The 25605-nt window shown below is 72.7% G+C and carries 22 protein-coding genes, 1 tRNA gene, 2 pseudogenes and 2 riboswitches; of the genes and pseudogenes, 8 read left to right on the forward strand and 17 right to left on the reverse strand.

All coding sequences use genetic code 11. The features are described 5' to 3' along the window. Window positions 1-38 precede the first annotated feature (38 nt). The 3 genes from AC3D3D_RS06945 to AC3D3D_RS06955 all read right to left on the reverse strand — a co-directional run bounded on the left by AC3D3D_RS06945 (window position 39) and on the right by AC3D3D_RS06955 (window position 5109). Window positions 39-392 (reverse strand): hypothetical protein, encoded by a 354-nt coding sequence (locus AC3D3D_RS06945; RefSeq protein WP_463662514.1) that lies wholly within the window; start codon window positions 390-392, stop codon window positions 39-41. Further along, window positions 389-4780, reverse strand: coding sequence for a hypothetical protein (locus AC3D3D_RS06950; protein WP_463662513.1), 4392 nt, complete (start codon window positions 4778-4780; stop codon window positions 389-391). The genes AC3D3D_RS06945 and AC3D3D_RS06950 overlap by 4 nt, the downstream gene beginning before the upstream one ends. A 256-nt stretch (window positions 4781-5036) precedes the next feature. Beyond that, window positions 5037-5109, reverse strand: a tRNA-Arg gene (locus AC3D3D_RS06955). Window positions 5110-5581: 472 nt separating this feature from the next. Then, window positions 5582-5678: riboswitch (TPP riboswitch) on the forward strand. Between AC3D3D_RS06955 and thiM the strand changes: the two genes are divergently transcribed. From thiM to AC3D3D_RS06975, 4 genes are all read left to right on the forward strand, one after another. Beyond that, window positions 5670-6497, forward strand: a complete 828-nt coding sequence (thiM, locus tag AC3D3D_RS06960; protein ID WP_072626064.1) for a hydroxyethylthiazole kinase — start codon at window positions 5670-5672, stop codon at window positions 6495-6497. Its footprint overlaps the riboswitch before it by 9 nt. Further along, on the forward strand, window positions 6494-7141 hold the full coding sequence (thiE, locus tag AC3D3D_RS06965; RefSeq protein WP_006590956.1) for a thiamine phosphate synthase: 648 nt from the start codon (window positions 6494-6496) through the stop codon (window positions 7139-7141). Before thiM ends, thiE begins: the two co-directional genes overlap by 4 nt. Then, window positions 7138-7983: a bifunctional hydroxymethylpyrimidine kinase/phosphomethylpyrimidine kinase gene (gene thiD / locus AC3D3D_RS06970; protein ID WP_181743510.1), complete on the forward strand. Its 846-nt coding sequence runs from the start codon at window positions 7138-7140 to the stop codon at window positions 7981-7983. The genes thiE and thiD overlap by 4 nt, the downstream gene beginning before the upstream one ends. Beyond that, window positions 7980-8681: a TenA family protein gene (locus AC3D3D_RS06975; RefSeq protein ID WP_017824196.1), complete on the forward strand. Its 702-nt coding sequence runs from the start codon at window positions 7980-7982 to the stop codon at window positions 8679-8681. Before thiD ends, AC3D3D_RS06975 begins: the two co-directional genes overlap by 4 nt. A gap of 213 nt (window positions 8682-8894) precedes the next feature. On the opposite strand, the gene AC3D3D_RS06980 is transcribed toward AC3D3D_RS06975, so the two are convergent. The 5 genes and pseudogenes from AC3D3D_RS06980 to AC3D3D_RS07000 all read right to left on the reverse strand — a co-directional run bounded on the left by AC3D3D_RS06980 (window position 8895) and on the right by AC3D3D_RS07000 (window position 12625). Beyond that, window positions 8895-10133 (reverse strand): HAD-IIA family hydrolase, encoded by a 1239-nt coding sequence (locus AC3D3D_RS06980; RefSeq protein WP_488512593.1) that lies wholly within the window; start codon window positions 10131-10133, stop codon window positions 8895-8897. A gap of 290 nt (window positions 10134-10423) precedes the next feature. Beyond that, window positions 10424-10981: pseudogene (locus tag AC3D3D_RS06985) on the reverse strand (recombinase family protein); the annotation flags it as partial. Continuing rightward, the gene (locus AC3D3D_RS06990; RefSeq protein WP_463663639.1) at window positions 10981-11982 is read right to left on the reverse strand and encodes an IS481 family transposase; all 1002 of its coding nucleotides are present in this window, start codon (window positions 11980-11982) and stop codon (window positions 10981-10983) included. The gene AC3D3D_RS06990 and the pseudogene AC3D3D_RS06985, both read right to left, overlap by 1 nt. Continuing rightward, window positions 11979-12377, reverse strand: coding sequence for a VOC family protein (locus AC3D3D_RS06995; protein WP_094450497.1), 399 nt, complete (start codon window positions 12375-12377; stop codon window positions 11979-11981). Before AC3D3D_RS06995 ends, AC3D3D_RS06990 begins: the two co-directional genes overlap by 4 nt. A gap of 11 nt (window positions 12378-12388) precedes the next feature. Next, complete coding sequence (locus AC3D3D_RS07000; protein ID WP_411267718.1) at window positions 12389-12625, reverse strand: helix-turn-helix domain-containing protein; 237 nt, start codon at window positions 12623-12625, stop codon at window positions 12389-12391. A 33-nt stretch (window positions 12626-12658) separates the two neighbouring features. On the opposite strand from AC3D3D_RS07000, the gene AC3D3D_RS07005 reads away from it, so the two are divergent. After that, complete coding sequence (locus AC3D3D_RS07005; RefSeq protein ID WP_229116000.1) at window positions 12659-12838, forward strand: hypothetical protein; 180 nt, start codon at window positions 12659-12661, stop codon at window positions 12836-12838. A 415-nt stretch (window positions 12839-13253) separates the two neighbouring features. On the opposite strand, the pseudogene AC3D3D_RS07010 reads toward AC3D3D_RS07005, so the two are convergent. The 4 genes and pseudogenes from AC3D3D_RS07010 to AC3D3D_RS07025 all read right to left on the reverse strand — a co-directional run. Further along, a pseudogene (locus AC3D3D_RS07010) lies at window positions 13254-13349 on the reverse strand (recombinase family protein); the annotation flags it as partial. A 99-nt stretch (window positions 13350-13448) separates the two neighbouring features. Further along, window positions 13449-14705, reverse strand: coding sequence for a TniQ family protein (locus AC3D3D_RS07015; RefSeq protein WP_141927232.1), 1257 nt, complete (start codon window positions 14703-14705; stop codon window positions 13449-13451). Next, window positions 14702-15634 (reverse strand): TniB family NTP-binding protein, encoded by a 933-nt coding sequence (locus tag AC3D3D_RS07020; RefSeq protein WP_419719809.1) that lies wholly within the window; start codon window positions 15632-15634, stop codon window positions 14702-14704. The genes AC3D3D_RS07015 and AC3D3D_RS07020 overlap by 4 nt, the downstream gene beginning before the upstream one ends. Beyond that, window positions 15631-17265 carry a Mu transposase C-terminal domain-containing protein gene (locus AC3D3D_RS07025; RefSeq protein ID WP_170221989.1) on the reverse strand — a complete coding sequence of 545 codons (1635 nt, stop codon included), beginning with the start codon at window positions 17263-17265 and terminating at the stop codon, window positions 15631-15633. Before AC3D3D_RS07025 ends, AC3D3D_RS07020 begins: the two co-directional genes overlap by 4 nt. A gap of 161 nt (window positions 17266-17426) precedes the next feature. On the opposite strand from AC3D3D_RS07025, the gene AC3D3D_RS07030 reads away from it, so the two are divergent. Together AC3D3D_RS07030 and rocD are read left to right on the forward strand one after the other, a co-directional pair. Beyond that, the gene (locus AC3D3D_RS07030; RefSeq protein WP_463663539.1) at window positions 17427-17948 is read left to right on the forward strand and encodes an SRPBCC family protein; all 522 of its coding nucleotides are present in this window, start codon (window positions 17427-17429) and stop codon (window positions 17946-17948) included. Continuing rightward, window positions 17945-19141: an ornithine--oxo-acid transaminase gene (gene rocD, locus AC3D3D_RS07035; protein WP_463663540.1), complete on the forward strand. Its 1197-nt coding sequence runs from the start codon at window positions 17945-17947 to the stop codon at window positions 19139-19141. The genes AC3D3D_RS07030 and rocD overlap by 4 nt, the downstream gene beginning before the upstream one ends. Before the next feature lie 44 nt (window positions 19142-19185). Here the strand turns inward: rocD and AC3D3D_RS07040 are convergent, their stop codons facing one another. The 4 genes from AC3D3D_RS07040 to AC3D3D_RS07055 form a co-directional block, all read right to left on the reverse strand. Beyond that, the gene (locus AC3D3D_RS07040; RefSeq protein WP_463663541.1) at window positions 19186-20091 is read right to left on the reverse strand and encodes a universal stress protein; all 906 of its coding nucleotides are present in this window, start codon (window positions 20089-20091) and stop codon (window positions 19186-19188) included. A 164-nt stretch (window positions 20092-20255) separates the two neighbouring features. Further along, complete coding sequence (locus tag AC3D3D_RS07045) at window positions 20256-21059, reverse strand: C40 family peptidase (RefSeq protein WP_463663542.1); 804 nt, start codon at window positions 21057-21059, stop codon at window positions 20256-20258. 3 nt (window positions 21060-21062) lie between these two features. Beyond that, entirely contained in the window at window positions 21063-21839 is a 777-nt protein-coding gene (locus AC3D3D_RS07050) for a C40 family peptidase (RefSeq protein WP_463663543.1), read from the reverse strand. 5 nt (window positions 21840-21844) lie between these two features. Beyond that, window positions 21845-21993, reverse strand: a riboswitch (cyclic di-AMP (ydaO/yuaA leader). A gap of 330 nt (window positions 21994-22323) precedes the next feature. Next, the gene (locus AC3D3D_RS07055; protein WP_463663544.1) at window positions 22324-23001 is read right to left on the reverse strand and encodes a metal-dependent transcriptional regulator; all 678 of its coding nucleotides are present in this window, start codon (window positions 22999-23001) and stop codon (window positions 22324-22326) included. 101 nt (window positions 23002-23102) lie between these two features. Between AC3D3D_RS07055 and serC the strand changes: the two genes are divergently transcribed. Beyond that, complete coding sequence (serC, locus tag AC3D3D_RS07060) at window positions 23103-24245, forward strand: phosphoserine transaminase (RefSeq protein ID WP_463663545.1); 1143 nt, start codon at window positions 23103-23105, stop codon at window positions 24243-24245. 13 nt (window positions 24246-24258) lie between these two features. Here serC and AC3D3D_RS07065 read toward each other — a convergent pair whose 3' ends face one another. Beyond that, window positions 24259-25602, reverse strand: a complete 1344-nt coding sequence (locus AC3D3D_RS07065; protein WP_463663546.1) for an MFS transporter — start codon at window positions 25600-25602, stop codon at window positions 24259-24261. Window positions 25603-25605 lie beyond the last annotated feature (3 nt).

The following is a 25605-nucleotide window of genomic DNA, read 5'->3' on the forward strand; positions in this document are numbered from 1 at the left end:
GCCCGCAGGCCGCGGTGGTCAGACCGGAGCCGGGGCGGTCACAGGCGGCCGAAGTGCGGCGGGACCTCGCGCAGGAGACGTTCGTCCTCGGCGGAGGGCCGGCGCGAGCGCGCCCGTCCCGCACGACCGGGCGGCGCGGCCCGACGGGGCGCCCCCGTGGCGACGTCGCTCGCCGGAGCGGTCACGGGGTCGTCCGCGGGGCCGCCCGCTGGTTCGTTCGCGGAGTCACCGGACGGGCGCCCCGGGACGGGACCGGGCGCGCCCGCGTCCTCCTCCGACGCCGGGGGCTCCGGCTCGCCGAGGGCGTCCTCGGGGCGGGCGAGCTCACCGCTGGCGAGGCGCCGGCGGTCGGCCTCCGACAGGGCGATGACCCGCCGACGCCCCCGGGTCACGGCTGCCCGTCGTCCGGGGGCGGCGCCGGGGCGTCGGCCGGGCGCGCGGGGCGACGCGCCGCGACCTCGTCGAGCACGACGCGGCGCAGCCGGTCCGCCTCGGCCTGGGGGTCGAGGAACACCGAGACCGTGAAGGCCCGCTCGACCCGCCAGCCGGCGCGGGCGAGCACGGCACCACGGTCGAGCCGGCGGCGCAGGCTGTGCTCGCCCGCGTCCTCGCCGGCGTCGGTGAGCAGGGCGACCAGCCGCTGACCGGGCAGGTCCGGGTGGCCCAGAGCGATCGGCACGTCGACCGCGCCGTGCAGGTCCTCCTCGACGATCAGGCCGAGCCGGCGCAGGCGGCGCACGAGGTCGCCGAGGATCTCGTCGGTCGGCGCCTCCTCGGCCGCCTCGCCCGTCCGTTCCTCGCGCAACCAATCCCGTCCGCCGTCGGCAGCCGCGGAACCGGACTCCGTCCCCTCGCGGGTGGCCGGCGCATCGGTGTGGTCGGACTCCTCCGCCGACGCCACGTCGCTGGTGCTGGTGTCGGTGTCCTCGGACAGGGCGCCCTCCGCAAGAGCGTCCTCCGACGGGGCGCCCTCGGTGGAGGCGCCGTCCACGGGCGTGTCCTCGGCGAGCGTGTCCTCGGCAGGGGCGCCGTCGGACAGGGTGCCCTCGGCGGGAGCGTCCGCACCGGTGACGGGCTCGCCGCCGGCACCGTCCGCGCGGGCCGCCTCCGGCGCGGCCTCGGCGGGAGCCTCCTCGGCCGACGTGCCGCCGTCGGACCCCTCGCCCGCCGTCCCCGCACCACGGAGGTCGGCGCCGTCGGCGATCTCCAGCAGCTCGGCGAGCATGTGCGCGCCCTCGTGGTGCACCCGGGACGGGTCGATGGCGCCCGGGGCGATGGTGGAGACGACGACGAGCGACTCCCGCGCAGCGGCGAGCGCCGTGACCATGCGGGTACGCCCCACCGGGGAGGACAGCTCGCCGAACCGGTGGACGAAACGCCCGTGGGCGTTGGCGCCGAAACCCACCGAGAGCACGACGACGTCGCGCCGCAGCCCACCGGCGTCAGCCAGGTCGGCAACCACCAGCGGCTCGACGAGCCGCGGGTCGAGCGCGGCCTCGAGCGCCGGGTCGGCGACGGCGGCCTCGGCGATCGCCTCGCGCACGCGGGCGGCGTGCCGGGCCGACGGCGTGACCACGGCCAGCGAGGCGAGCGGGGCGGCGTGCACCTCCTCGCGGACCACCTCCACCGCGCGGTGCACCTCGGCGTCGACCGACTCCACGGTCTCCGAGCCCGGGGCGGGCGTGCCGTAGCCGTCGACGTGCTCGAGGCGGACCCCGCCGTCGGTGCGCACCGAGGGCACCGGCGCCACCACGCCCTCGTAGCCGTGGGCGGCGAGCAGGCGCGCGGCTCCGGGCACCAGCGGCCCGCGTACGGAGGGCAGCCGCATGGCCGGGAGCACCTCGGCCAGCGCGGAGGCCGCACCGCCGGGGTGGCGCTGGGTGTCGGCGACCACCACGACCTGACGGGCCCGGCCCAGCACGGAGACGACCTGGGCGATGGGGAGGAGCTCGATGCCGTGCAGGACGGCGAGGTCGACCGTGGGGCCGGGCGGCAGGATCTGCGCGGCCAGGAGGGGCGCCGCGGCGCGGACCGGTCGGATCGTCGGCGCGACCTCGGGGTGCTCGGCCAGCGCCTTGCCCAGGGTGGCGCCCCGGTCGGCGGCCAGCTGCTCCCACAGGTGCGCGGCCTGCGTGCGGTGCGTCCGCACGGCGCGCCGCAGCCGGTCGGCGGCCGCCGAGCGCACGGCCGGGACGAGGGTGGCCCGCTGCTCGGCCTCGAGGCGCTCGAGGTCGGCCAGGTCGGCGGCCAGCGCGGCCGGCTCCCGGCCGGACAGGGCGGGCTCGTCGGCCAGCACCTGCTCGAGCACGGAGCTCCACCAGGCCAGGTCCAGCTCGGCCACGACGAGGTCGTCCGGAACGGTGCGCGCGGCGAGGTCGTCGAGGAGCTCGCCCAGTCCCTCGGCGCGCAGCTCGTCGACCAGGCGGGTGCGTTCGGGCAGGGTCCGCAGGGCGGTGGTGTCGGCCTCGAGGGCCTCGACCGTGCGGCGCAGCTCGTCCAGCGGGAGGTCGGCGAGCGCGCCGCGCCCCTGGGAACGGTCGAGCACCGCGTCGAGGGCGGCCACGTCCTCGGCGGTCTCCCGCTCGAGCTCGCGGATGTCGGCCAGCCCGTCGGGCAGCCGGGGCCAGCCGCCGCCGGTGGAGTGCCGGGTCCAGATCTCGCGCTGCTCCTGGACGCGCAGCAGCTCGGTGTGCAGGTCGGCCACCGAGCGGCCCGGCCGCACGAGGTCGCGAGCCTGCCGGACGAGGCGGCGCCGGGTGCCGCCCGGCATGACGGTCTCCTGCGCGCGCCGGTCCTGACGCGGCGCGGTGGCCGTGACCATGTCCGCGGCGGAGTGCTCGAAGATCTGAGGGAGGAAGACGTCCAGAGCATCGGCCACGCCGTCGAGCATCTCGAGCTGCTCGTGCCATTCACGCAGGGTGGTGGCGCGCTTGAGGCCGGTCTGCACGGCCGTGGAGCCGACGAGGTCGTCGACGGCCGGGAGCTCGACGCCGGTGAGCCGCTGGACGCGGGCGAGCGCGTCGGCGGCCTCCTGGTTGGTCGTCAGGCGGGCGCCGTACCAGGGGGTGCTCGATCGCCTGAGCGTGAAGGCACCCAGGGTCGCGGCGCGGGCGAGCCGGGCGGCCGCTCCGGTGCGGGCGCTCCCGCTGAGCGCGCGCAGGTCCTGCCCGGCAATGCGCGCACCGGTGCGGGGGCCGGGGTTCTGCGCGGTGAGGCGGGCCAGGGCCTGCAGCGCGTCGAAGACCGAGACCCCCCAGCCCTCGTGACGCCGATGCAGCGAGTCGAGCTGCTCGCGCACCTGCGAGCGGGCGGCGCGCAGCTCCTCGCGGGTGCGTCGCACGGCGGCCTCGTCGACGGCGACCGCCGGCGCCTCCATCCCCCGCCGCACCGAGCGGGAGGCCTCCTCGCGCCAGCCGCCGTCGGCGCGCAGGTCGAGCACGAGCTCGCCGAGGCCCAGCTCGTGGAGGTGGGCCACGGTGGACCGTCCGGTGCGCCGGTCGCCCGGCACGTACAGCACCGTGCGCCCGTCGGCCGCGGCGCGGGCGAGGGTGGCCGCGACGACCCCGACGTCGTCGGCGCCGGGCGGTGCGTCGACGACGAGGTGCCCGCCCTGCCCGACCAGGCGGACCGCCTGCTCGCCGGCGACCTCGACGTCGCCCACCGCGCGCTCCTCGTCGGGGTCGGGGTCGGTGTCCTCCTCGGGCGGGAGGGCACCCCCGAGGGCGGCGCGCGCCTGGTCGTGCCCGGCGAGCGCGGCCACGACGTCGGAGGAGGCCAGGTGCGGGACCATCGCGCGCAGGTCCTCCACGGCCACCTGGCCCGGGTGCAGGAAGGTGCCGACGACGACGCGGTCCTCGATCTCCAGGCCCGGCAGGTACCGGGCGGCCAGCTCGGCGACGCCGACCAGGGCCTCGCGCTGGCTGGAGGCCGGACCGAGCGGCGGGAGGTGGTCGACGGCCTCGCCGGGCAGGCCCGCCTCGGTCAGCGCGCGGGCGAGGACGGGGTTGAGCTCGACGGTGCGCTCGAGGGTGAGCTCGACCTCGCCGTCGGCGGAGACCGGCTGCAGGCGTACGCCGCGCAGGAAGACCGGGGTGCGGATGGTGCGCACGATCGGGGGCTCGACGCCGGCGTCGTCCGCCCGGCCGGCTGAGGTCGAGGACGGGTCGAGGTCGTCGTCGAGGACCGGCGGCGGGAGCGCGGACCAGGTGGCCACCCCGGTGGCGAGGTACGTCGGGGCCACGCCGAAGCGCTGGGCGAGGTCCTCGGCCCGCGAGCGCACCGCCCGGGCGTCCTGGTGCGCCGTGACCGCGGCCTGCCGCTCGCGCACGAGGTTGGACAGGCGGGTGGGACGGCCCGCGTAGAGCTGGGCGGTCCCGCCGGGGTGGGCGTGAGTGAGGTCGAGGACGGCCTCGCCGAGGTCGTCGTCCTCCCCCAGCCCCTCGGCGCCCAGCGCGGTGAGGTCGGCGATCCAGCGCTCGACGGCGCGGGCCACGGCCCCGGTGCGGGTCCCCGGCCGGGGACCGTGCGGGGCATCCTCGGGCCGGGCATCCTCGGGCCGGGCGGCGTCCCCGGCACCCGCGGGGGCACCCGCGGCGGTGGTCTGGTCGGCGTCGGGCGAGCCGGCATCGTCCCCGCCGGCGGCCGCCTCACCGGTGGCGTCCTCGGCCGCGTGGGCCGGCTGCCCGGTGGTGGCCGGGGCGTCGGTCGTCGGGGCGGACCTGGCGCGTCGCCGGTCGCTGTCCCGGCCGCGGCGGAAGGGCGGGATCGGCGGAGGCGTCATCCCACCAGGGTAGGCGCGCGACGGCCCGCGCGTCGGAGCGACGGCAGTGGTGTCGGGCGCTGGCCGGCGGCGGGGTGGCGGCGTCGCGGCCTCGGCGCCGCGGGCGACCCGCCCGGACAGACAAGAACGGAGCGTGACGCGCAGGGGGGGCAGGCGTCACGCTCCGTCTGACGACAATCATGCCCACCCGGACGGCTGAGCGCAAGCCCGCTCGCTCGCGGCCTGGGTCACAGGACCACGGGGGCGGGCGACGGGGTGCCCTCGGGCGGATTCGAACCGCCGACACCCGCTTTAGGAGAGCGGTGCTCTATCCCCTGAGCTACGAAGGCAGGAAGGCCGACCAAGGATAGCGCGCCACGGACGGGGGCCGCGTCCCACCTGGCGACCCCGCTGACCATGGGGGCACGGAAGTGTGGCAGGGTTCACGTCAGGTGCAACGTCGCACCGATTTCTCACCGGGGGCACCACATGCGGTCCACAGTCACCACCACAGCGACCACACTGGTGGTCGAGGCCGTGCTCGACGTACCGGCGCACGCGATCTGGCTCATCCTGTCGACGCCCGCGCTGCACGTGTGTCAGTTTTCGAAGTCCACTGCACGAGTGTCCGAAGTCGACTGCACATTTTAAGGTTGCGCAGCCGTTGTCTGGTGAGGCGCCATGGTGAGGGCTGCGGCGGCCAAGGAACGCCGTAGCGCAGCCGGGCACTGGTGACAGCACGCCCGGACGGTCCGAGGCGCGACCCTTTTGCGATCGCTGAAGCGAGGGCACGGTGCTGGGAACGGTGCGGATGTTAAGCTGGTGAATGACGCGGGGTGCCGTGCTGGTACGGCTGAGATCACACCCGTTGAACCTGATCTAGTTCGTACTAGCGAAGGGAACGTCGCCGATGTCGGCACCTTCTTCCGTCCCTACTGTCCCACTCGATGCTGCCGCTGTGGGCGAGGCCTTGGCTGCGATGCGCGGGCATGCCCCGCTGGTGCAGTGCCTGACCAACGTCGTCGTCGCTCAGTGGACAGCGAACGTCCTGCTCGCGGTCGGCGCCAGTCCGTCGATGGTGGACAACCCGGAGGAAGCCGGGCCGTTCGCCGCCGTCGCCGACGGGGTCCTGGTCAACCTCGGCACGCCCCAAGAGGCGACGGTGGCTGCGATGCACGGCGCGGTCAGTGCCGCCGCGGCGGCCGGCACCCCGTGGGTGCTCGACCCGGTCGGGGTGGGTGGGCTCGCCTGGCGCAGCCGGGTTGTCGTCGACCTGCTCGCCCACGCCTCCCCGGCACTCGTCCGTGGCAACCCCTCAGAGATTCTCGCTTTCGCCGGTGGGGGCAGCGGTGGGCGGGGTCCGGAGAGCGTCGACGCCGCCGAGGATGCCCTCGACGCCGGCCGGGCGCTGGCCCGGGAGCACGGCACCATCGTCGCGGTCTCCGGGGAGGTCGACCACCTCACCGACGGCACCCGGCTGGTGCGGGTGGCCAACGGCCATCGATGGTTGACCCAGGTCACTGGCGGTGGGTGCGCGCTGGGCGCACTCATGGCTGCCTTCGCCGCCACCACCGACGACCCGCTCCTGGCCGCCACGGCCGCGACCGCGACGTACACCGTGGCCGCCGAGGTCGCGGCCGAGCGTGCCGCCGGGCCGGGGAGCTTCGCCGTTGCGCTGCTGGACTCTCTCGCCACCCTCAACCCGCAGGAGCTGACCGAGAAGGTGGTGCTCCGGTGACCCGCCGACCGGTGAACCTCAGCCTCTACCTGGTCACCGACACCGGTTTGTGCGGCCCACGGGGGGTGCCCGCGACCGTGCAGGCTGCGGTCGCGGGCGGAGTCACCGTGGTGCAGTTGCGTGACCCGGGCGCCACCGACGCCCACTTCGTCGCCCTCGGCGTGGCGGTCCGCGAGGTGCTGGCGGGGACCGGGGTGCCGCTGATTATCGATGACCGGGTCCACCTCGTTCAGGACATCGGCGCCGACGGCGTCCACGTCGGTCAGCGCGACATGCCGCCTGCTCAGGCCCGGCAGTTGCTCGGGCCGGACGCCATGGTCGGGCTGTCGGTCAGCACGATCGAGCAGGTTCGCACAGCACGCGGGCTCGGTGACGGCGTCTTGGACTACCTCGGCGTTGGACCGGTGTGGCCGACGGCGACCAAGCCTGACCACGGCACTCCGATCGGCCCGGGCGGGGTGGCTGCGGTGGCCGCCGCGAGCCCGTGGCCGGTCGTCGCCATCGGCGGCATCACCACGAAACGCACCGGCATGCTGCGCCACAGCGGCGCCGCCGGCGTGGCGGTCGTCTCGACGGTGTGCGCCGCGGAGGAACCAGCCGTGGCGGCCGCGAGCCTGCGGGCCGCGTGGGACGGGCAACCGTGAACCCCCGCCCACCGATCGCGCTGACGATCGCCGGCTCCGATCCCTCCGGCGGGGCCGGTATTCAAGGCGACCTCAAGACCTTCTCCGCACTGGGTGCCTACGGCACCGCGGTGCTCACCTCACTGACCGCCCAGTCCACCCAGGGAGTCACCGGTGTCCACGTCGTCCCCGCGGACTTCGTCCGCGCCCAGCTGGGCACCCTCGTAGACGACGTGGCGGTTGACGCCGCCAAGATCGGGATGCTCGCCTCCGCGGCCACCATCGAGACCGTCCTCGCCTTCCTCGACAAGCGCTCCGACGCGGTGCCGGTTGTGGTCCTCGACCCCGTCATGGTGTCCACCGCCGGTTCCCGGCTGCTGGCCGAGGACGCCGTCGAGCCGATGCGCCAACTCCTGCCGTACGTCTCCCTCATCACGCCGAACGTCCCCGAGGCCGCCGTGCTGCTCGACGCCGACCCCGCCGAAGACCTCGACACCATGCGCGCCCAGGCCATCGCGCTCCGGGAGCTGGGCGCCGCGCGGGTGCTGGTCAAGGGGGGCCACCTCGGCGGCGACGCACACGCCACCGACCTGTGGCTCGACGACGCGGGCGAGCAGCTGCTGACCGGCCCGCGGGTAGCCACGGTCAACACCCACGGCACCGGGTGCGCCCTGTCCTCCGCGATCGCCGCACTCGCCCCGCGCACCGGGTCCCTGCTAGAGGCCACCCGCCAGGCCAAGACTTGGCTCACCGGCACCCTGCGGGCCGCCGACGCGCTCCACATCGGCCACGGACCCGGCCCCGTGCACCACTGCCACGACATCTGGAAAGACGAGAACGACTGGAAGGACAGCGACCGATGACCAGCCCACACACCTCCATGCCCGAGACGATTCGCGACCACGACGACACTGGCGTGTTCAGCACCGTGGCGTGGCATCGCACGGCCAGGGTCCGCGAGGCGATCGACGCGCTGCCCTTGTTGCACCAGCTGAGCGACGCGACCCTGGCGGAAGAGACGTTCCGGCACTACCTCGCCCAGGACGCGCTCTACCTGGCCGACTACGGCCGGGTCCTGGCCGCGGCCGCCGCTCAGGCCCAGGCGTCGGAGGAAATGGCATTCTGGGCGCAGGCCGCGCGGGAGGTGGTCGAGGTCGAGCGGCAGCTGCACGCCACCCACGTCACCGACCTCACCGCCGCCGAGCCCTCACCGACCACGGTTGCCTACACCTCCTACCTGCTGAGCCTCGCGACAGCGGGAAACTACCCGGTCCTCGCGGCCGGCATACTGCCGTGCTTCTGGGTCTACGACGACGTCGGCACCCGTTTGAAGGCCGCCGTCGGTGACCTGAGCACGCACCCGTACGGGGACTGGATCGCCACCTACGGCGATCCAGACTTCACCGCCGCCACCGACACCGCCCGGGACATCGTGGACCACCTCGCCGACCAGGCCAGCCCCGGCACACTGGCGCGCATGCACACCGCGTTCCACCGCGCCACCCAGTACGAGTGGATGTTCTGGGATGCCGCCCACCGGCAGGAGACCTGGCCCATCTGAGGTCATTGGTCGGTGCGCCCTTGGGCGCGCGCTCATCATGATCTTTCGAGAGCTGGTCGCCGCCCTGGAGACTCCTACCGTCCGGTGGTGTTGCTCGGACGGTGGGAGACCGGACCCGGGGTTGATCAAGGTAAACGGCGCGCTCAGGCCGGTGCCCCGCACGAGAAGCGCCAGCGCTTTTGACACCATGCGCCCCGAAGGGGATGCGTCCTATCAGTCGATGAGTCCTGTGTCGCCTGAGAGGGCGTCGGTGAGCCACCGCGGGTGCATGGGGAGCAACGGTGCCGGAAGCTCATCCGGGGAGAAGAAACCCGCCTGTGAGGTCTCCACACCATCAGGGTGCATCTGACCGCCGCGCGGGAGGCAGGCGAAGGTGGTGGTGACGAACTGGGTCACTCTCCCGTCGGGATAGGCGAAAACCTGCGAGGCGGGGTCCGAGTACACCCCCACCAGCCGCTGCACTTGCACCTGCAAGCCGGTCTCTTCGGCGACCTCCCGCACCGCCGCCTGGGCGGCAGTCTCGCCCACCTCGACGTGTCCCGAAGGCAGTCCCCACAGCCCGTTGTCCAGCCTGCGCCCCAGTAGCACGCGCCCGGCCTCGTCGAAGACCACCGCGGCCACACCCGCCCGCACCTCGTCCGGCCACGGGTACGGCGACGGGCGCATCGGGCCGATGTCAAGGGCCGGATCAAACAGCCCGGCCAGGCCCGTGACCGTGGCCTCCGCAACGGTGGGATCACACTGCCGACGGCCGCTGCTCGGCGTCGCGGGAGCGACGAGGATCGCCGGCAGGCCCGCGCAGTGCGCCCCGACGACGTCCGTAGCCGGGGTGTCCCCCACGACCACCACTCTCGTCGTAGCAGGGAGCCCGCGCTGGGCCAGGCGGAACATCTCCGGTCCCGGCTTGCCCACCACGACCGGTCGGCGCCCACTGGCGGTCTGGATCGCTGCGACGACCGCGCCGGTGGCCGGCCACGGGCCGCTCGCTGTGGGGAACGTGGCGTCCACGTTCGTGGCCACGAACGGCACGCCGGTACGCAGGAGGGCGGTGGCCTGGGCGAGGTCCCGGTAGGTCACCGTCTCGTCGCAACCGACCACCACCGCCTCGGCCCCAGACCCCTCCACGGATTCCACGCCTTGGGCCGCGAGTTCGCCGCGGAGGCCATCACTGCCCACCACATAGGCGCGGGTAATGCCCTGCTGGCGCAGCCAGCACGCCGTAGCCCACCCGGAAGATACGATCTCCTCGACGGTGGCCCTCACGCCCAGGCGGCCCAGACGGTGGACGACGTCTTTGCGGGACGGGCGGGGATCGTTGGTCACGAACCGGACCACCCGGCCCTGACTCCGCAGGCTGGCCAAGGCTTCGGTCACGCCGGAAAGCAAGGTGTCTCCGACGTAAACCACGCCGTCAAGATCAAGCAGAAAAACATCGAACTGGTCAACGAGCACAACAACCTCCGAGGTCAAGGGACAGTCAGCGCGCATGCTGGCGCTGAGCCATCCCCCTCGGGCATTTTGTGCCAATAGGTGCCCTCCCGCCTGTTCGGCGGAAGCTGCAGCGCTCGGTCACAGACCCCCAGCCGGCTGGGGCGGAACCCTAGCTGCCTTCTCCCGGCTCGCCCACAATCCTAACCGACCCGACACGAAGTAGCTGAGCGGTGGAAGTCCCCCCGCGGGCGTGCGAGAGTCGCGGGAACGTACCCCGCTCATTGACGTTCGTAGGTTCCGGACAACAGAGGTTACCTGGCTACCTTGCTGCGGTCCTTGGCCAGGAGCTTGCGTCCGTCCTCGCGGAGTTCGCCGGTGGGTGAGACGTGGCGGTAGAGGGTCTGGCGGGTGATGCCGAGTTCCTTGCAGAGGTCACCGACGTTGGTACCGGGCTTTCCCATGGAGGCCATGGCGAGGCGGAGCTTGGCGGGGGTCATCTTGTAGGGGCGTCCGCCTTTGCGGCCGCGGGCCCGGGCGGCGGCTAGGCCGGCGATCGTGCGTTCGGAGATGAGTTCGCGTTCAAACTCGGCCAGGGCGGCGAAGATGCCGAAGACGAGCTTGCCGGATGCGGTGGTGGTGTCGAGGGCCGCGCCTTGCCCGGTGAGGACCTTCAGGCCGATGCCGCGTTGGGTGAGGTCGTGGACGATGTTGACCAGGTGACGCAGGTCGCGGCCGAGCCGGTCCAACTTCCACACCACCAGGGTGTCCCCGTGACGTAGGGACTTCAGGCACGCCGCAAGCTCGGGACGGTCCTCCTTCTTGCCCGAGGCCCTGTCCTCGTACAGAGCCTCCGGGTCGACGCCCTCAGCTAGGTGTAGGACGCCAGGACGTTGTGGACGCGAAGCGGAACCAGCGTCGCCGGTGGCTGCAAGTCCGCCGCTCCATGCGGCCGGTGGTAGTTGTAGTGCAGGTTCCAGACGTCAAGGGCCGCGCTGCGCTGCGCTTCCGACGTCCAGGTCCGGACGTAGAGAAACTCGTCGGCAAGGATTCGGTTGTAGCGCTCGATTTTCCCGTTGTGCCGAGGCGTGTACGGAGTGATCCGTTGGTGTCGCGAGCCGTCGAGCGCGGCGGCGAAAGCTGCAGCGCGGTAGCAGGCCCCGTTGTCAGTGACGATCCGCTCGATGTGTGTGATGCCGTGACTTGCGAACCAGTCGCGGGCACGGGCGAGGAATCCGACCGCGGTCGCGGCCTTCTCATCAGCGAGCGCCTCGGTGTAGGCGAGGCGCGAGTAGCCGTCGATCGCGGAGTGCAGGTAGACGTATCCGGTCTTCAATCCCCGGGTCTTGGTGCGCGCGACCGCTCGGGCTTGCGGGCTGTCCTTGCCGTGGGCTCGCCATCCGCCACCGTCCGGGATCCTGCCGACCTTCTTGACGTCGAGGTGCACCATGTGACCGAGTCGCCGAGCCGTGATCTTGCGGGGTGCTCGATTGGAATCGCCGTCGAGATCAATGGATCGTCGGCGGTTCAACCCAAGGGCGGCCAGGTGCCGGGTCACTGTGCGCCGACTGATGGTGATGCCTTCGGATTCGAGTTCGAACGCGATCCGCGAAGCGGACCACTTGTGGCTGCGACGCAGAGTTTCGATCCGCGCTACAACCTCGGCGGGGGTGGCTGTCGGCTGCCGACGTGGCGTCGAGGGACGGTCGAGCAGGCCGAGTTCGCCGTGGCGGCGGTAGCGATTGACCCACTTCGAGGCGCAGGCGCGAGATATCCCCATGTCGGCGGCAACGTGGGCGATCGGTCGTGTTCGGCAGCGCTCGATGAGTCGTCTTCGACCTTCGAACGATAGCGGAGCATTCCGGTGGGTCATTTGGACTGGCCCCGGAGCTCTCCACCGATGACCCACAGGTGGCCAAACGGGTCCTTGACCCGGCCTTGTCGCTTGCCGTAGGGACGGTCGTCGACTGGAAGCACCACTTCCGCCCCGTGCTCCACCATGTGGTCCGCTGTCGCGTCGGGGTCCGGCACGGTGAGCATGATCAGGACGGGCGAGCCGCCCATTGAGAGTGGATCGTTCCAACCCCACTCCTCCACACTCTGCGCCAGGGCGAAGGTGACGAAGTCGAGCGCGAGTTCAGCGTGGTTCACCACGCCTTGGTCATCTGCGACTCGGAGGTTGACCCGTGCGTTGAGTGCCTGGGTGTAGAACGTGATCGCTGCGTCGGCATCGGAGACCAGCAGTTTGGGGATTAGTTGGAGGTTCATGCCTCCAACGGTCATGGAGCGGGGCGTTGCCAGCCTTGTAGATTTCGGCCCTCCTCATCCAGCCACCCCGTCGGGGTCGTGCCCATGAGCCTGCGGAAATCATGTACCAGATGGCTCTGGTCGTGGTAGCCCGACTCTGCTGCTACTTCGGCCCAGGAGCCCGCCCCCGCGCTGGCGCGGCTCACCGCGCGCCCCAGACGGGCCACGCGGGAGGCAAATTTTGGAGTGGTTCCTAGTGTGTCCAGCATTACGGACCGCAAGCGCCGCGCACTCAGGTGCACGTGGCACGCGAGATCCTCAACCGAGACCGCACCTCCGGTCGCGCGGATGAGATCCAGCGCCTGGAGCGCGTCCTCGGCTCCGGTGGGGTGATCATCCCGGTTCAGTCGCTCAAGGAGTCGGGCTCGCAAGACACCTTCGCGGTAACCGACGGGATGATCTGTCAGTTCCTCGGCCAGTGAGGTCACCCATGGCAGAACCGCATCAGTGCTGACACCGCCTGCGTCCACCTCGCTGAGCGGTACCCCTGTCAGACGCCGCAGTGCCGATGGAGACAGCTCGACGTAGGCCGTTGGCTGCCCTGAGCGCAGCGTGGTAGTCGGACTCGCGAGGCCCGGCCGCATCAGCCCCGCGACGAACCCCGGGGCCTGCGCTACGTTCGCGCCGTACCGAACTTCAATCGGGCCGTCCAGGCTCACTGCCAACCGAGCTGACAGTGCTGGCACGGTTCGATGCAGGCGAGGCTGACCATTGTGCTCGCTGATGGTCACCACGCCGATGCCCGAGGCCCGACATGCCTGACGCAACTCCACCGCCGCATTATCACATCCGCTGAATCCTCACCCTCAAAGCCAGCGGCGCTCCGCGCGCGTCAACAGGGTCATGGCCAGCAACAGCTAGGAGCGCATCCCGCTGCAGGTTCGTGGTCTGCGATCCGTCGGCCTTCGAGACGCGCATGTAGCCGACCAGCACGAGGTGCCTCCCATCTATCACTTATACGACCGTTTACGTGACAGCACCGGTGCCGCCAGCTCGCTGGGGGTCAATGCGTCACGTAACTAGTCACCTAATCTAGGTTACGCGAAGGTGGTCCGCTGCTGAATAAGTGACAGTCGCGTCCGAGCCGGTCCGAGTCTTTGGTGGATGCGTCTCGGCCAGTGTCGGTGGAAGGTGGCCGTCGGGGATGCCGGCGGTGATCAGGTCCTCGCGGGTGCGCTGGAAGCTTGTCTCGCTGCGGGTCATGGAGGTGAGTCCGGTCAGCAGCTGCCGGCCGGCGGCGGGGTCGTGTCGGGCGAGGGAGATGGCCTCGTCCATCGCGTCTCTGGCTTCTTTCCAGTAGTCCCGCCGTGCGGGGGCCGGTGGGGTGCCGTCAGGAACGGGCCGATGAGGCTCGGGGGTCAGGAGCTGGGCGAGGGTGCCGTGGCCGAGGATGTCGCCGGTTTCGATTAGGTCCAGGGCGGTGGCGGCGGCGTCGAGGAACGTCTGCTGTTTTGGCCAAGGAAGTGCCTCGTAGCAGCGCCAGTGACCGACGAAACCGGCACGGACGGGGTGGCCGGCCCTCTGCCAGATGTGGTCCATGGTGCGCCGGGACCGGATGCGCAGCTTCGAGTACGGGGTGGACAGCTCGTCGATGAGCGTGCGCAGCAGACGGAACCAGACCCCGACGTGGACCGGTCGGCGCAGCAGAGTGAGCGTGCCCATGCGCAGGCCCTGGTGCGTGCGCCGATCCATGGCAAGGGCGGCTTCCGAGGGCGCGGAGGCCGTCATGTCCGCGGGTCCCCAGCCGAGGAACGTGCCGGCGGCACCGATGGTCGGCGTGAGTGTGCAGCCGTGCTCGGGGCAGCTGAGCGTCAACGGCAGCTGAGAGACCACAGTGAAGGCCGGCGCCGTCGTCATGCAGTGGCGGCAGGCGCGACGCAAGGGGCCGGAGGCCGGCAACCAGGCGCGCCAGCCGGGTACCGGGCGGTGGCGTCGTTCCTTGGCAGTCAGGAGCAGCGAGTCCTGATGGACGTAGGTGTCGAACGCCGCCCCGGGCTCCGGCTCTGGGCCGAGGGTATCCAGCAGCCAGGGCACCTGCCCGGCGATGGTCATCCGGCGCACGTCGCCGAGAGCAACGCCGGTGCGTTCTGACAGCGCCAGCAGCACTGAGGTCGGCGGGTCCCAGTCCAGATCGCCGCGCGTGCGGACGGGGTCGGTTCCGGGCGGGGCGAGGTCGTGCCGGAGCAGTTCCTCGACCTCCATGTCGTAGAGCGCGGCCAGCCGGTGCACCCAGGACGAGAGTGCCTCGTCGTTGCGCGGTGGCGGGTGCAGCGGCCAGCGGCGCCTCATGCGAGTTCGCGTTCGAACATCCGGCGTCGTTCGGTGGGGCCGGCATAGGGCGTCATCAACAGAGTGCGCTGGTTGATGGCCTCTTCGCCGGACTCGATCGCGGCTACGGCGGCGTCGGTGAGCAGGTGGGTGAGCTCGCCGATGGTGCCCTCGCTGCGGGTGAGTAGGTAGCGGGCCATGTCCTCGGTGGCGATGGCCGAGCGGCGGCGTAGCGGGAAGGCGGCGGCGAAGCTGGCCAGCAGCGCACGCGTCTCCTCGCCGGGTTCCCACCGGGGCAGCGGGACAGGCTCGAAGCGGTTCTCCAGCTGGTCATCGGAGCGGATCGCCAGGTACGCCTCGCGGGTGCCGACCCCGACCAGCGGGATGCGCAGCTCGTTGCCCAGGAACCGGATCAGGTTCAGGAACTCTCGTCGGGTGTTCCCGCGGCCGGCCAGGACGTTGTGTAGCTCGTCGATGACCAGGACCCGCACCCCGACCGCGCGCAGCAGCGACAGTGTGGCTTGCTCCAGCTCGGCCACACGCTGCCGGGACCGCAGCGGCGCACCCATCGCGGCCAGCAGCGCGACGTAGAACCGGCTCACTGTGGGCTCCGAGGGCATCTGCACGGCCAGCACCGGCATCTGCTCACGATCGGCGTGGGACGTGGGCGGGTGGAGGCGGCGGAACTTCTCGATGATCATCGACTTGCCGTTGTTCGTCGGGCCGATCAGCAACAGGTTCGGCATGCGTTGCTTGCTCGGCCACGCGTACAGCGTCTCCAGTCGCTCCAGCGCCGCGGTGGCGCGCGTGTAGCCGATCCACCGATCGGCGCGGACGTGCCGCAGCCGCTCCTGTGCCGGCAGCCGCGCCACCGACCGAGCGCTCTCATGCAGATGGTCCAGGTCGTGAACCGTGAAATCCGCGCCGGACCAGTAGTGGCCCTCGGTCACCACTGTTCGATCACCTCGAACGGTGCCACGGACTCCGCGTCAGAAGCATTGCCGTTCTCGTCAACGGCAGCCGGGATGTCATCGGGCGGCGCGGCGGCGGGTTTCGCCCGTGAGGCTGCGTTGCCCGCGTTGTTGCGGCGTTCGGTGTCTCGGCGGGCCTTGCGCGTGGTGGACTCGGCGGTGTCGGTGATGGTGCGCATCTGCTCAACCATCCGGAACAGCGCCTCCTCGTCGACCTGTGCCCGGCCCTCGGCCCGGAGCCGCTCCAGTGCGGCGCGGTGCTCCCACACGCTCACCGCCGGATGCGACAGCGTCCGGTAGGGCACCGGCAGATAGGACGCACCCTCGGGATCCAGGACCCAGATGCGGCTGAGGTCGCGTGGGTCGCGGCGGATGACGAACCGGTCCAGTCGGTCGCGGCGGGCGATCCACGGCTTGAGCGTGTCGTTGAAGTAGTGCACGTGGTCGATGACGAACCCGGTGCGGGTCAGCGTCCTGCGGAACACCGGCAGGAAGTCCACCAGGAACGCCGTCTCATTGGCCACCGTTACAACCGGCGTCTGGGCAGTACCGGCGGCCCAGCGGGCCTGCGGGGTCTGCCCGATGGTGCTGTGGACCTGCCCGTGATAGCTCGCCACCGCCAGCGCCAGCCACTTCTCCAGCTCCGCGACCGTCAGGACGGCCTTGGTCTCGGAGTCGTAGTCGCCGCGCTGTGCCGGGTTGGAGAACGTCGTACCGGGCAGCTCATGGACCATCTCCATCAGCGTGCCGATGACCCGCTCGACGATGCCGCCGTAGTGCGGGCGACCCGGGGGCCGGTAAGCCAGCCTGATCCCGTGCTCCTCACAGCCTCGCCGCAGGGCCTCGCTCTTGAACTCCGCGGCGTTGTCCATAAACAGCTCGCCCGGCTTGCCGGCCATCGGCCAGTCCACCTCGATGCCGAGGCGCTCGACCCAGGCCCGCTTGTCGGTGACCATGTGCGCCAGACACAGCCCGACCGACAATGCCGAGGGCGCCTCCAGAGTGATCACCAGACCCACGATGGACCGGGAGAAGACGTCGATCGCGACCGTCACGTACGGCCGCCCGATCGGCAGACGGTGCCGTTCATCGACCACGATCAGGTCCACCACGGTGTGATCGATCTGGACCTGCTCCAGCACGCCGGACACCGGTGGCACCCGACCGCCGGCTGACTCCAGTGGCCGAGCCGCGTCTCGCCCCTCGCGGGCCACTGTCCCGGCGTGTGGGTCCAGGGCGGCGATGCGACGCATGACCGCTCCGCGTGAGGGAACGGGCAGGCCCCGAGTCCGGCACGTCCGCATGATCTCCCGGTGGACTGCCGCGGTCTTTTTCCGCTGCCGGGTCAGGTAATGCTTGCCCAGCACCTCCCGGATCACCGCCTCAACCGCGGCCGACAGTCGCTGCCCGCCACGGCCGCCGCTGGAACGACCCGGGATCAGGTCCGAGACCACGCCCTGGCCCTCGCGCCACCGATGCAGCAGCACATAGATTTGCCGCCGGGAGATGCCCAGCTGGTTGGCTGCGGTCTCCACCGCATCTCCGCCGGCCGTTCCGGCGTCGGCCAGCGGACCGATCACCTCGGCCCGACGGACCGCCAGAGCCCACATCTCATCGGAGACGGCCAACAGACCGCGCTCAAGAACCACGTCATCATCGACTGCGTCGTCGCGCACAAGACTATGGAACAACGAGTCGACCGTGCACACGGGTACGGACACGCCGAACGGCCACACCCCTGTTCACCCGACCCCAAACACGCAGGTCACCTATGCAGACAACTTCGGACATTGACAACGTGGCCGCCGACGCCAGCGACATGCTGCGCGGCGCCCACTCGCCCGAGCCGATCACCTCGCTGGGCGACCAGTTCACGATGGACATGCAGCAGGGCCCGGAGGGGGACCACTACGTCACGGTCAACACGGTTAGCGACTTCGTGCCCGAACGCTCGATCGGCTGGGTCGTCAGCACGCCCGAGGAACGGCTCGGCTGGGGATGGCGCTACGACCTGGAGTCCGTGGGCCCCAACGGCTGGCGGACCCTGGTCCGGCTGACCTACCACTGGGGGGACGCGGACCCCGAGGCGCTGGCCGCCATCGGCAGGCCGATGCCGGCCATCCCCGCCGAGACCCTCGTGCGCGGCCTCGAGCTGCTCGAGGTCGAGGCCGCCCTGACCCAGCCCGCCGACGACGGGCTGCCGCCGGCGCCGCCCCTCCTCGACGACCCGCACGCCGAGGCGGAGCTGGCGCCCGGCACGGCACGGGCCCGGCAGCCCGGCAGGGCACCATGACCGCCGGGTCCCGCCTCGCACGGAACTACTCCCCCCTGCCGGTGCGGATCACCGACGCGGAGGGCGCCCGGGTGGTCGCCGACGACGGTCGGCGCTACCTCGACCTCCTCGCCGGGTACTCCGCGCTGAACTTCGGGCACCGCCACCCGGCGCTCGTGGCGGCCGCCGAGGCCCAGCTCGGCCGCTCCACCCTCGTCTCGCGGGCCTTCGAGCACGACCTGCTCGAGCCCTTCGCCGAGGCCGTCACCGACCTGACGCTCACCGAGATGCTGCTGCCGATGAACACCGGCGCCGAGGCCGTCGAGTCCGCCATCAAGGTGGCGCGCCGCTGGGGCACCGAGGTGCGCGGCACGGACCCCGACCGGGCCACGATCGTCGTCGCCGAGAACAACTTCCACGGGCGCACCACCACGATCGTCTCCTTCTCCTCCGACCCGGTCGCCCGCGACGGGTACGGCCCCTACACCCCCGGGTTCCGCACGGTCCCCTTCGGAGACGCCGCGGCGCTGGCCGACGCGGTCGATGAGAACACCGTGGCCGTGCTCCTCGAGCCGATCCAGGGCGAGGCCGGCGTCGTCGTGCCGCCGCCCGGGTACCTGGCCGAGGCTCGCTCGATCACCGAGCGGGTCGGCGCGCTGCTCGTCCTCGACGAGATCCAGTCGGGGCTGGGACGCACCGGGCACGTCCTGGCCCAGGACCGCGACGGCGTGCGCGCCGACCTCACCACCCTGGGCAAGGCGCTGGGCGGCGGGATCGTCCCGGTCAGCGCCGTGGTCGGCCGCGCCGACGTGCTCGGGGTGCTCACCCCCGGCAGCCACGGCTCGACCTTCGGGGGCAACCCGCTGGCGTGCGCCGTCGGGCTCGCCGTCGTCGACCTGCTCCGGGACGGGACCCTGGCCGCGCGGGCGGTCACCCTCGGGGAGCGACTCGGGTCCCGGCTCGAGTCCCTGGCGGCCGAGGGGCTCCTGTCCGGGGTCCGGCGGGCGGGGCTGTGGGCGGGCATCGACGTCGCCCCCGGGCTCGGCGTCGACGGGCACGGGCTGTGCGAGGCCCTGGCCGAGCGCGGCGTGCTCGCCAAGGACACCCACGGGTCGACCGTGCGCCTCTCCCCGCCGCTGACGATCCGTGACGAGGAGCTCGAGGAGGCGCTCGACGCCGTCGAGCGCACCCTGCGCGAGCTGGCCGGCGCCTGAGCCGGCCGACCCGGCGCCTGAGCCGGCCGACCCTGCGCCCGCCGTCAGCCGCCCGCGTCCGGGGCGAGCCCGACGTCCTCCGCGCGGGCGGGGGTGACGATGACCGGGCATCCGGCCTGGTGGAGCACCGCCTGCGAGGTGGACCCGAGGATGAGCCCGGCGAAGCCGCCGCGCCCCCGGCTGCCGACGACGAGCGCGTCGACCTGACCGGTCAGCTCGCTGAGCACCGCCGCGGGGTTGCCGTCGATCGCCTGCCGGTGCACGGTGATGTCCCGCCCGGCCAGGATCGGGTCGACGATCTCGTCGACCGAGGCCCGCACGTCGCGCAGGATCTCCTCGTGGTCCACGGTCGAGGGCAGCCAGGCCATCGCCGAGGCGCCCGCGGTCAGCGGGACCGCCGCCACGGCGTGCACCTCGGCCCCGAAGGTCTCGGCCAGGTTGAGGGCGACGGTGACCGCGAGGCGAGCGGAGGGCGAGCCGTCCACGCCGACGGCGATGCGCCGCATCGGCACGAAGGGTTCGTCCCGGGCGGGGGGCACGACCACGGCCGGGCTGTGCGCGTGCGCCGGCACCGCGGAGGGGACCGCCCCCAGCAGCCGGTCGGCGAACCCGCCGCCCCCGCGGGTGCCGCACACGACCGCGCGGGCGCTGCGGGAGAGCTCGATGAGGATGCCGGAGGGGTCCCCCGGGTCGACGGAGGTGCGCACCGCGAGGTCCAGGTGCGCCACGCGGGCGGCCGCCTCGTCGACGACGGCCTGGGCGCTGCCGCGCACCGACTCCTCGTCGACGACCACCGATCCGGCGCGGCCGTCGGCGATGTAGCTCGGCAGCCGGTAGGCGCACACGATGTGCAGGTCGAGCCCGCGCGCGTGGGCCACCGCCGCGGCCCAGTCCAGCGCGCCGAGACTGATCGGCGACCCGTCCACCCCGACGACGACTTCCTGTGCCATGACGCTCACCCTTCCTCGACGTGCGCGAGACACCATTGTGCCGCTCCGGAGCGTGCGCGCGGGAGGTCGAAGGTCACGGATCCGGCACGGTCACGACCGGGGAGGACGACGACGCCCCGCCCCGCACGAGGCGGGACGGGGCGAGGTCAGGGCCGGACGTGGTGTCAGCCGACGCGGATGTAGACCGGCGAGCCTCCGGCCCAGGCGTTCGGTCCGACGGTGGTGCCCATGCCGGGGTTCCAGGCCGCGACGTTCTGGCCGTTGCCGAGGTAGATGGCGACGTGGCCGGGCCAGTAGAGGATGTCGCCGGGCTGGGCCTGCGAGGCCGGGATGCGGGTGCCGGCGCTGAGGACGGCAGCCGGCGTGCTGCCGACCTCGTAACCGAGCTGGCGGTAGACGTAGGAGACGAAGCCGATGCAGTCCCAGCCGGAGGGGCTGGTGCCGCCCCAGACATAGGGGGCGCCGACGTAGGACTGGGCGATCGCGGCGGCGGAGGCGCCGACACCGCTGCTGGCGGGGGCCGGGGCGGCGGCCGGCTCGGCCTGCTCGGTCGCGGCGGGGGCGGCCTGCTCGGTGGCGGGTGCCTCCTGCTCGACCACGGGCTGCTCGGCGACGGCCTCGCGCTCGTCGTCACGGCTCGCGGCGGTGGTGTCCTCACGGACGACCGGCTCGGGGGCCGGCTCCGGCTCGGGCTCGGGCTCCGGCTCGGGGGCGGGCGCGGCCTCGGCGGTGCCGAAGACGGAGGCGGTGTCGACCGAGTAGCTCGCGTCCGTGGCCACGGTCAGCGCGGCGTTGGTCGGCAGGACCTGGTCCGAGAGCGAGCCGATGCGGTCGGAGGTCTTGGCGTCGGTCTCGACGCTGGGGTCGGCGGCCGCGGAGCTCGCCGCGACGGCGACGATCATCGAGGCGGAGATGGCCGCGACGGTGCCGCGGCGCGCAGAGGTGCCCTGGAAGGTGGGGTACGTCATGGTTCAGCCCGCCACTCGGATGTAGGTGGGGTTCGCGCGGTAGATCGGCGACTCGTGGGTCGGCGTGCCCGGGTTGCGGGCCGCGATGTGGTTGCCGTTGCCGGTGTAGATGCCCACGTGGCCGGGCCACCAGACGAGGTCGCCGGGGCGAGCCTCGGCGGCCGAGACGATCTGGCCGGCGCCGCCCTGGGCGGACGAGGAGCGCGGCAGCGAGATGCCGGCCTGCGCGAAGACGTAGGAGGTGAAGCCGGAGCAGTCCCAGCCGGTCGGGCTCGAACCGCCCCAGACGTAGGGCACGCCGTTGTACTGGCGGGCGATGGCGACGATCTGGTCGCCGATCGCGGAGGAGGAGGCGGCCGGCGCGGCCTCGGGGGCGGGCTCCGCCTGCGGCTCGGGCGCGACCTCGGCCTGGGTCTCCTCGACGGTCTCGGTCTGCTCGACCGCGGGGGCCTCCTCGCGGACGGTGTCGCGGGTGGCGGCGGCCTCCTCGCGGACGACCGGCTCCGGCTCCGGCTCGGGCTCGGGCTCCGGCTCGGGGGCGGGCGCGGCCTCGGCGGTGCCGAAGACGGAGGCGGTGTCGACCGAGTAGGCCGCGTCCGCGGAAACCGTCAGCGCGGCGTTCGTCGGCAGGACGGCGTCGCTGAGCTGGGCGGGGCCGCCCTGGCTCTTGTCTGCGGCGACCTCGGGGGCGGGTGCTGCGGCGGCCGACGACGCGGCGACCGCGACGACGATCGACGCCGAGACGGCCGCGATCGACCCGCGGCGGGTGGAGCTCTGCACGATGGGGGACCTCTCCGGTGACACCTGCGGGGTGAGCTGTCGGGTTCGGACACGGAGAGCATCCGGCCCGGCCCGAAGGCCCGGCTTCACCCCAAGGCCGGTCGCCCGGCCGTACTGCTTGGTTCCCCCGCCCCTGTCGCGGTGGTTCGCACCTACCCGGGTCGGCGACAGGGCTAGATGTCCGGCCGGGTGTGCCCCTGGTGAGAGGCACGAGTAGGACAGTAACCATCTCGTGACCAAAAGTCACACCCTGGTAACGCTTCTGTGCGGAACGTCACGGGACGGACACGCCCGGCGCAAATATCCCGGAGAACCGCGGGATTCCGGGGTAGTCGCGTGGTCCACGAGGGATCCACAGGCGCCCGGGCAGGCAGCCGGCCGTCCCCTGAGGGCACCTGGCGAGGTCACGATCGCGCAGCGGCCGTGACCGTGCCGTCACCTGCGCGGGGTCACGCGTCCGCGCGTGACCAGGGTCGACTCTATCTCACGGACGCACGGCCAGGTGCCGGGCGGCCGCGAGGTCCATCTCCAGGGCCAGGTCCGCGCGGGCGGCCAGCTCGAGGACGTCGTCGCGACGGGTGACGGTGATCCGGGCTCCGGGCACGAGCGCGAGCCGCTGCATGTCTCCCAGCAGCGCGGTGTCGACCTGGAGCGGCTCACCGATGCGCGCCAGCTCCAGCTCGAGGACCCCGCCGTCGTCGAGCCCCTTCGCCGCCTCTGCCAACGAGGTGAGCCGGCCGTCGGGCACGTCCGCCCCCGAGCCCGGGATCGGGTTGCCGTACGGGTCGGCGGTGGGCCCGTCGAGCAGGTCGACGAGACGCTCCTCGACCCGGCCGGACATCACGTGCTCCCACCGGCAGGCCTCCTCGTGGACGTAGGCCCAGTCCAGACCGACGACGTCGACCAGCAGCCGCTCGGCCAGCCGGTGGCGGCGCATGACGCCGGTGGCGGCCTCGCGGCCCACCTCGGTCAGCTCCAGCTCGCGCGAGGGGCTCAGCCGCAGCAGGCCGTCGCGCTCCATGCGGCCCACGGTCTGGGAGACGGTGGGCCCCGAGTGCCCGAGCCGCTCGGCGATCCGGGCGCGCAGCGGCGGGACGCCCTCCTCCTCCATCTCCACGACGGCCTTGAGGTACATCTCGGTGGTGTCGATGAGGTCGCTCACGGGGTCTCCACGGCTCGAAGGGCGGCGGACGGGCCCGCACCGCGGGTCCTGGCACTGTGTCAGATCCTACCCACCCGCTCCGACGCCGGACCTGGTCGTCCATGCCCCGACCCCGCCCGGGGTGGGAGACTCCCCCGGTGGCCGACGTGACGATCCCCGCCCATCTCCTGCCCGCCGACGGACGCTTCGGCTCCGGCCCGACCCGCGTGCGCGCCGGTCAGGTCGCCGCCCTGTCCGCCGCCGGCGCCACCGTCCTGGGCACCTCGCACCGCCAGAGCGCGGTGCGCAGCCTCGTGGGCCGGGTCCGGGCCGGGCTCGCCGAGCTCCTCGACCTGCCCGCGGGCTACGAGATCGCGCTGGGCAACGGCGGCTCGACCGCCTTCTGGGACGCCGCGGCCTTCTGCCTCGTCCGCGAGCGCGCCCAGCACGCCGTGCACGGGGAGTTCTCGGGGAAGTTCGCCACGGTCACCGACCGCGCCCCCTTCCTGGCCCCCACCGTGCGCGCGACGGCGGAACCGGGCTCGGTCGCCCGGCTCACCGCGGTCGACGGCGTCGACACCCACGCCTACCCGCACAACGAGACCTCGACCGGTGCGTTGTCACCGGTCGAGCGGATCGGCGGGTCCGAGGCGCTCACCCTCGTCGACGCGACGTCGGCGGCCGGGGCCGTCGAGGTCGACCTCGCCGCCACCGACGCGTACTACTTCGCCCCGCAGAAGGCCCTCGGCTCCGAGGGCGGGCTGTGGCTGGCCGCCCTCTCCCCCGCCGCGGTGGCCCGGATCGAGGAGCTGACCGCCGAGCGCTGGGTGCCGGCCTTCCTCGACCTGGGCGTGGCCCTGGACAACGCGCGCAAGGAGCAGACGTACAACACCCCCGCGGTGGCCACGCTCCTCCTGCTCGCCGAGCAGGTCGAGTGGCTCCTCGAGCGCGGCGGGCTGGCCTGGGCGGCGGCGCGGTCGGCCGAGAACGCCGCGCACGTGTACTCCTGGGCCGAGCAGCGCCCGTGGGCGTCGCCCTTCGTCGAGGAGCCCTACCGCTCCCCCGTCGTCGCGACGATCGACCTCGAGGGGGTCGACGGCGCCGCGGTGACCCGGGTGCTGCGCGAGCACGGGGTGCTCGACGTCGAGCCCTACCGCGGGCTGGGCCGCAACCAGCTGCGCGCGGGCCTGTTCCCCTCGGTCCCGCTCGCCGACGTCGAGGCGCTCACCGCGTGCGTGGACCACGTCGTCGAGCGACTGGCCTGACGGCCGGGCCCGCTCAGGAGGCGACGTCGCGCCCCTCCTCGGCGGCCCGGGCCGCGCGCTCGCGCGGTCCCTCGTAGATGAGGTGGCGCGTGGCGCGGCGGTCGTAGGAGACGCGCACGTCCCAGTGCCGACGCACCCACCAGGCGGCGCCGGCGGCGACGAGGACCGAGGGCACCGCACCGACGAGGATCGATGCCCGCGCACCGAAGACCTCGGCCACCCAGCCCACGAAGGGCGCCCCGAACGGGCCCGTGCCCAGCAGCACCATCATGTACAGGCTCATCACACGGCCCCGGTAGGCGGGCTCGGTGGAGATCTGGATGGTGGCGTTGGCGGAGGTGAGCATCGTCAGGACGGTGAACCCCACCAGCACCAGGGAGAGCGCGAAGAGCCAGAACGTGGGCGCGAGCGCCGAGAGCGTCGAGGAGACCCCGAAGGCGAACGCGGCGAGGACGACCGTGCGCACGCGCGGGTGCCGTCGGCGGGTAGCCATGAGCGCGCCGGCGAGCGAGCCGACCGCCATCACCGAGCCGAGCACGCCGAACTCCTCGGGCCCCCGGTCGAAGATCTCCCGGGCCATGACGCCCTGGGTGACGGCCTGGTTCATGCCCAGGCTGGAGACCACGCCGACGGTGACCATGACGACGACCAGGTCCGAGCGCCGTCGGACGTAGGCCAGCCCCTCCCGGAACTGGCCGCGGGCGCGCGGGACGACGTCGCGCGGGTTGAGCTCGCCCGTGCGCATGAGCAGCAGGGCGACGATGGTGGCGCCGAAGAGCACCCCGTTGGCGACGAACACCCAGCCGGTGCCCACCCAGGCGATCGCCAGGCCGGCCAGCGCGGGGCCGGCCATGCGGGCGAGGTTGAACGACGTCGAGTTCAGGCCCACGGCGTTGGGCAGGTCGGCGGGCTCGACCATGTCGGAGACGAAGGTCTGCCGCACGGGCCCGTCGAAGGCCGAGGCGCACCCCAGGGCGAACGCGAAGCCGTAGACCATCCACAGCTCGACCGCGCCGGAGAGCACGAGGATCCCGAGACCGAGGGCGAGCGCCCCCATCGACCCCTGGGTGACCATGAGCATGCGGCGGCGGTCGACCCGGTCGGCGGTGACCCCGGCGACCGGGCTGAGCAGCAGAGCGGGCAGGAACTGCAGGCCGGTGACGATGCCCATCGCCAGGCCCGAGTCGTTCGTCAGCTCGGTGAGCACGAGCCAGCCCTGCGCCACGCGCTGCGCCCAGGTCCCGGTGTTGGCCACGAGGGAGCCGAAGAACCACAGCCGGTAGTTGACGTAGGACAGCGAGTGGAAGGTCGAGCGGAAGAACCCTCGGCGAGGGGCGGTGGGACCAGGGGCGGTCATTCA

It is taken from the genome of Georgenia sp. X1117 (assembly GCF_057784635.1).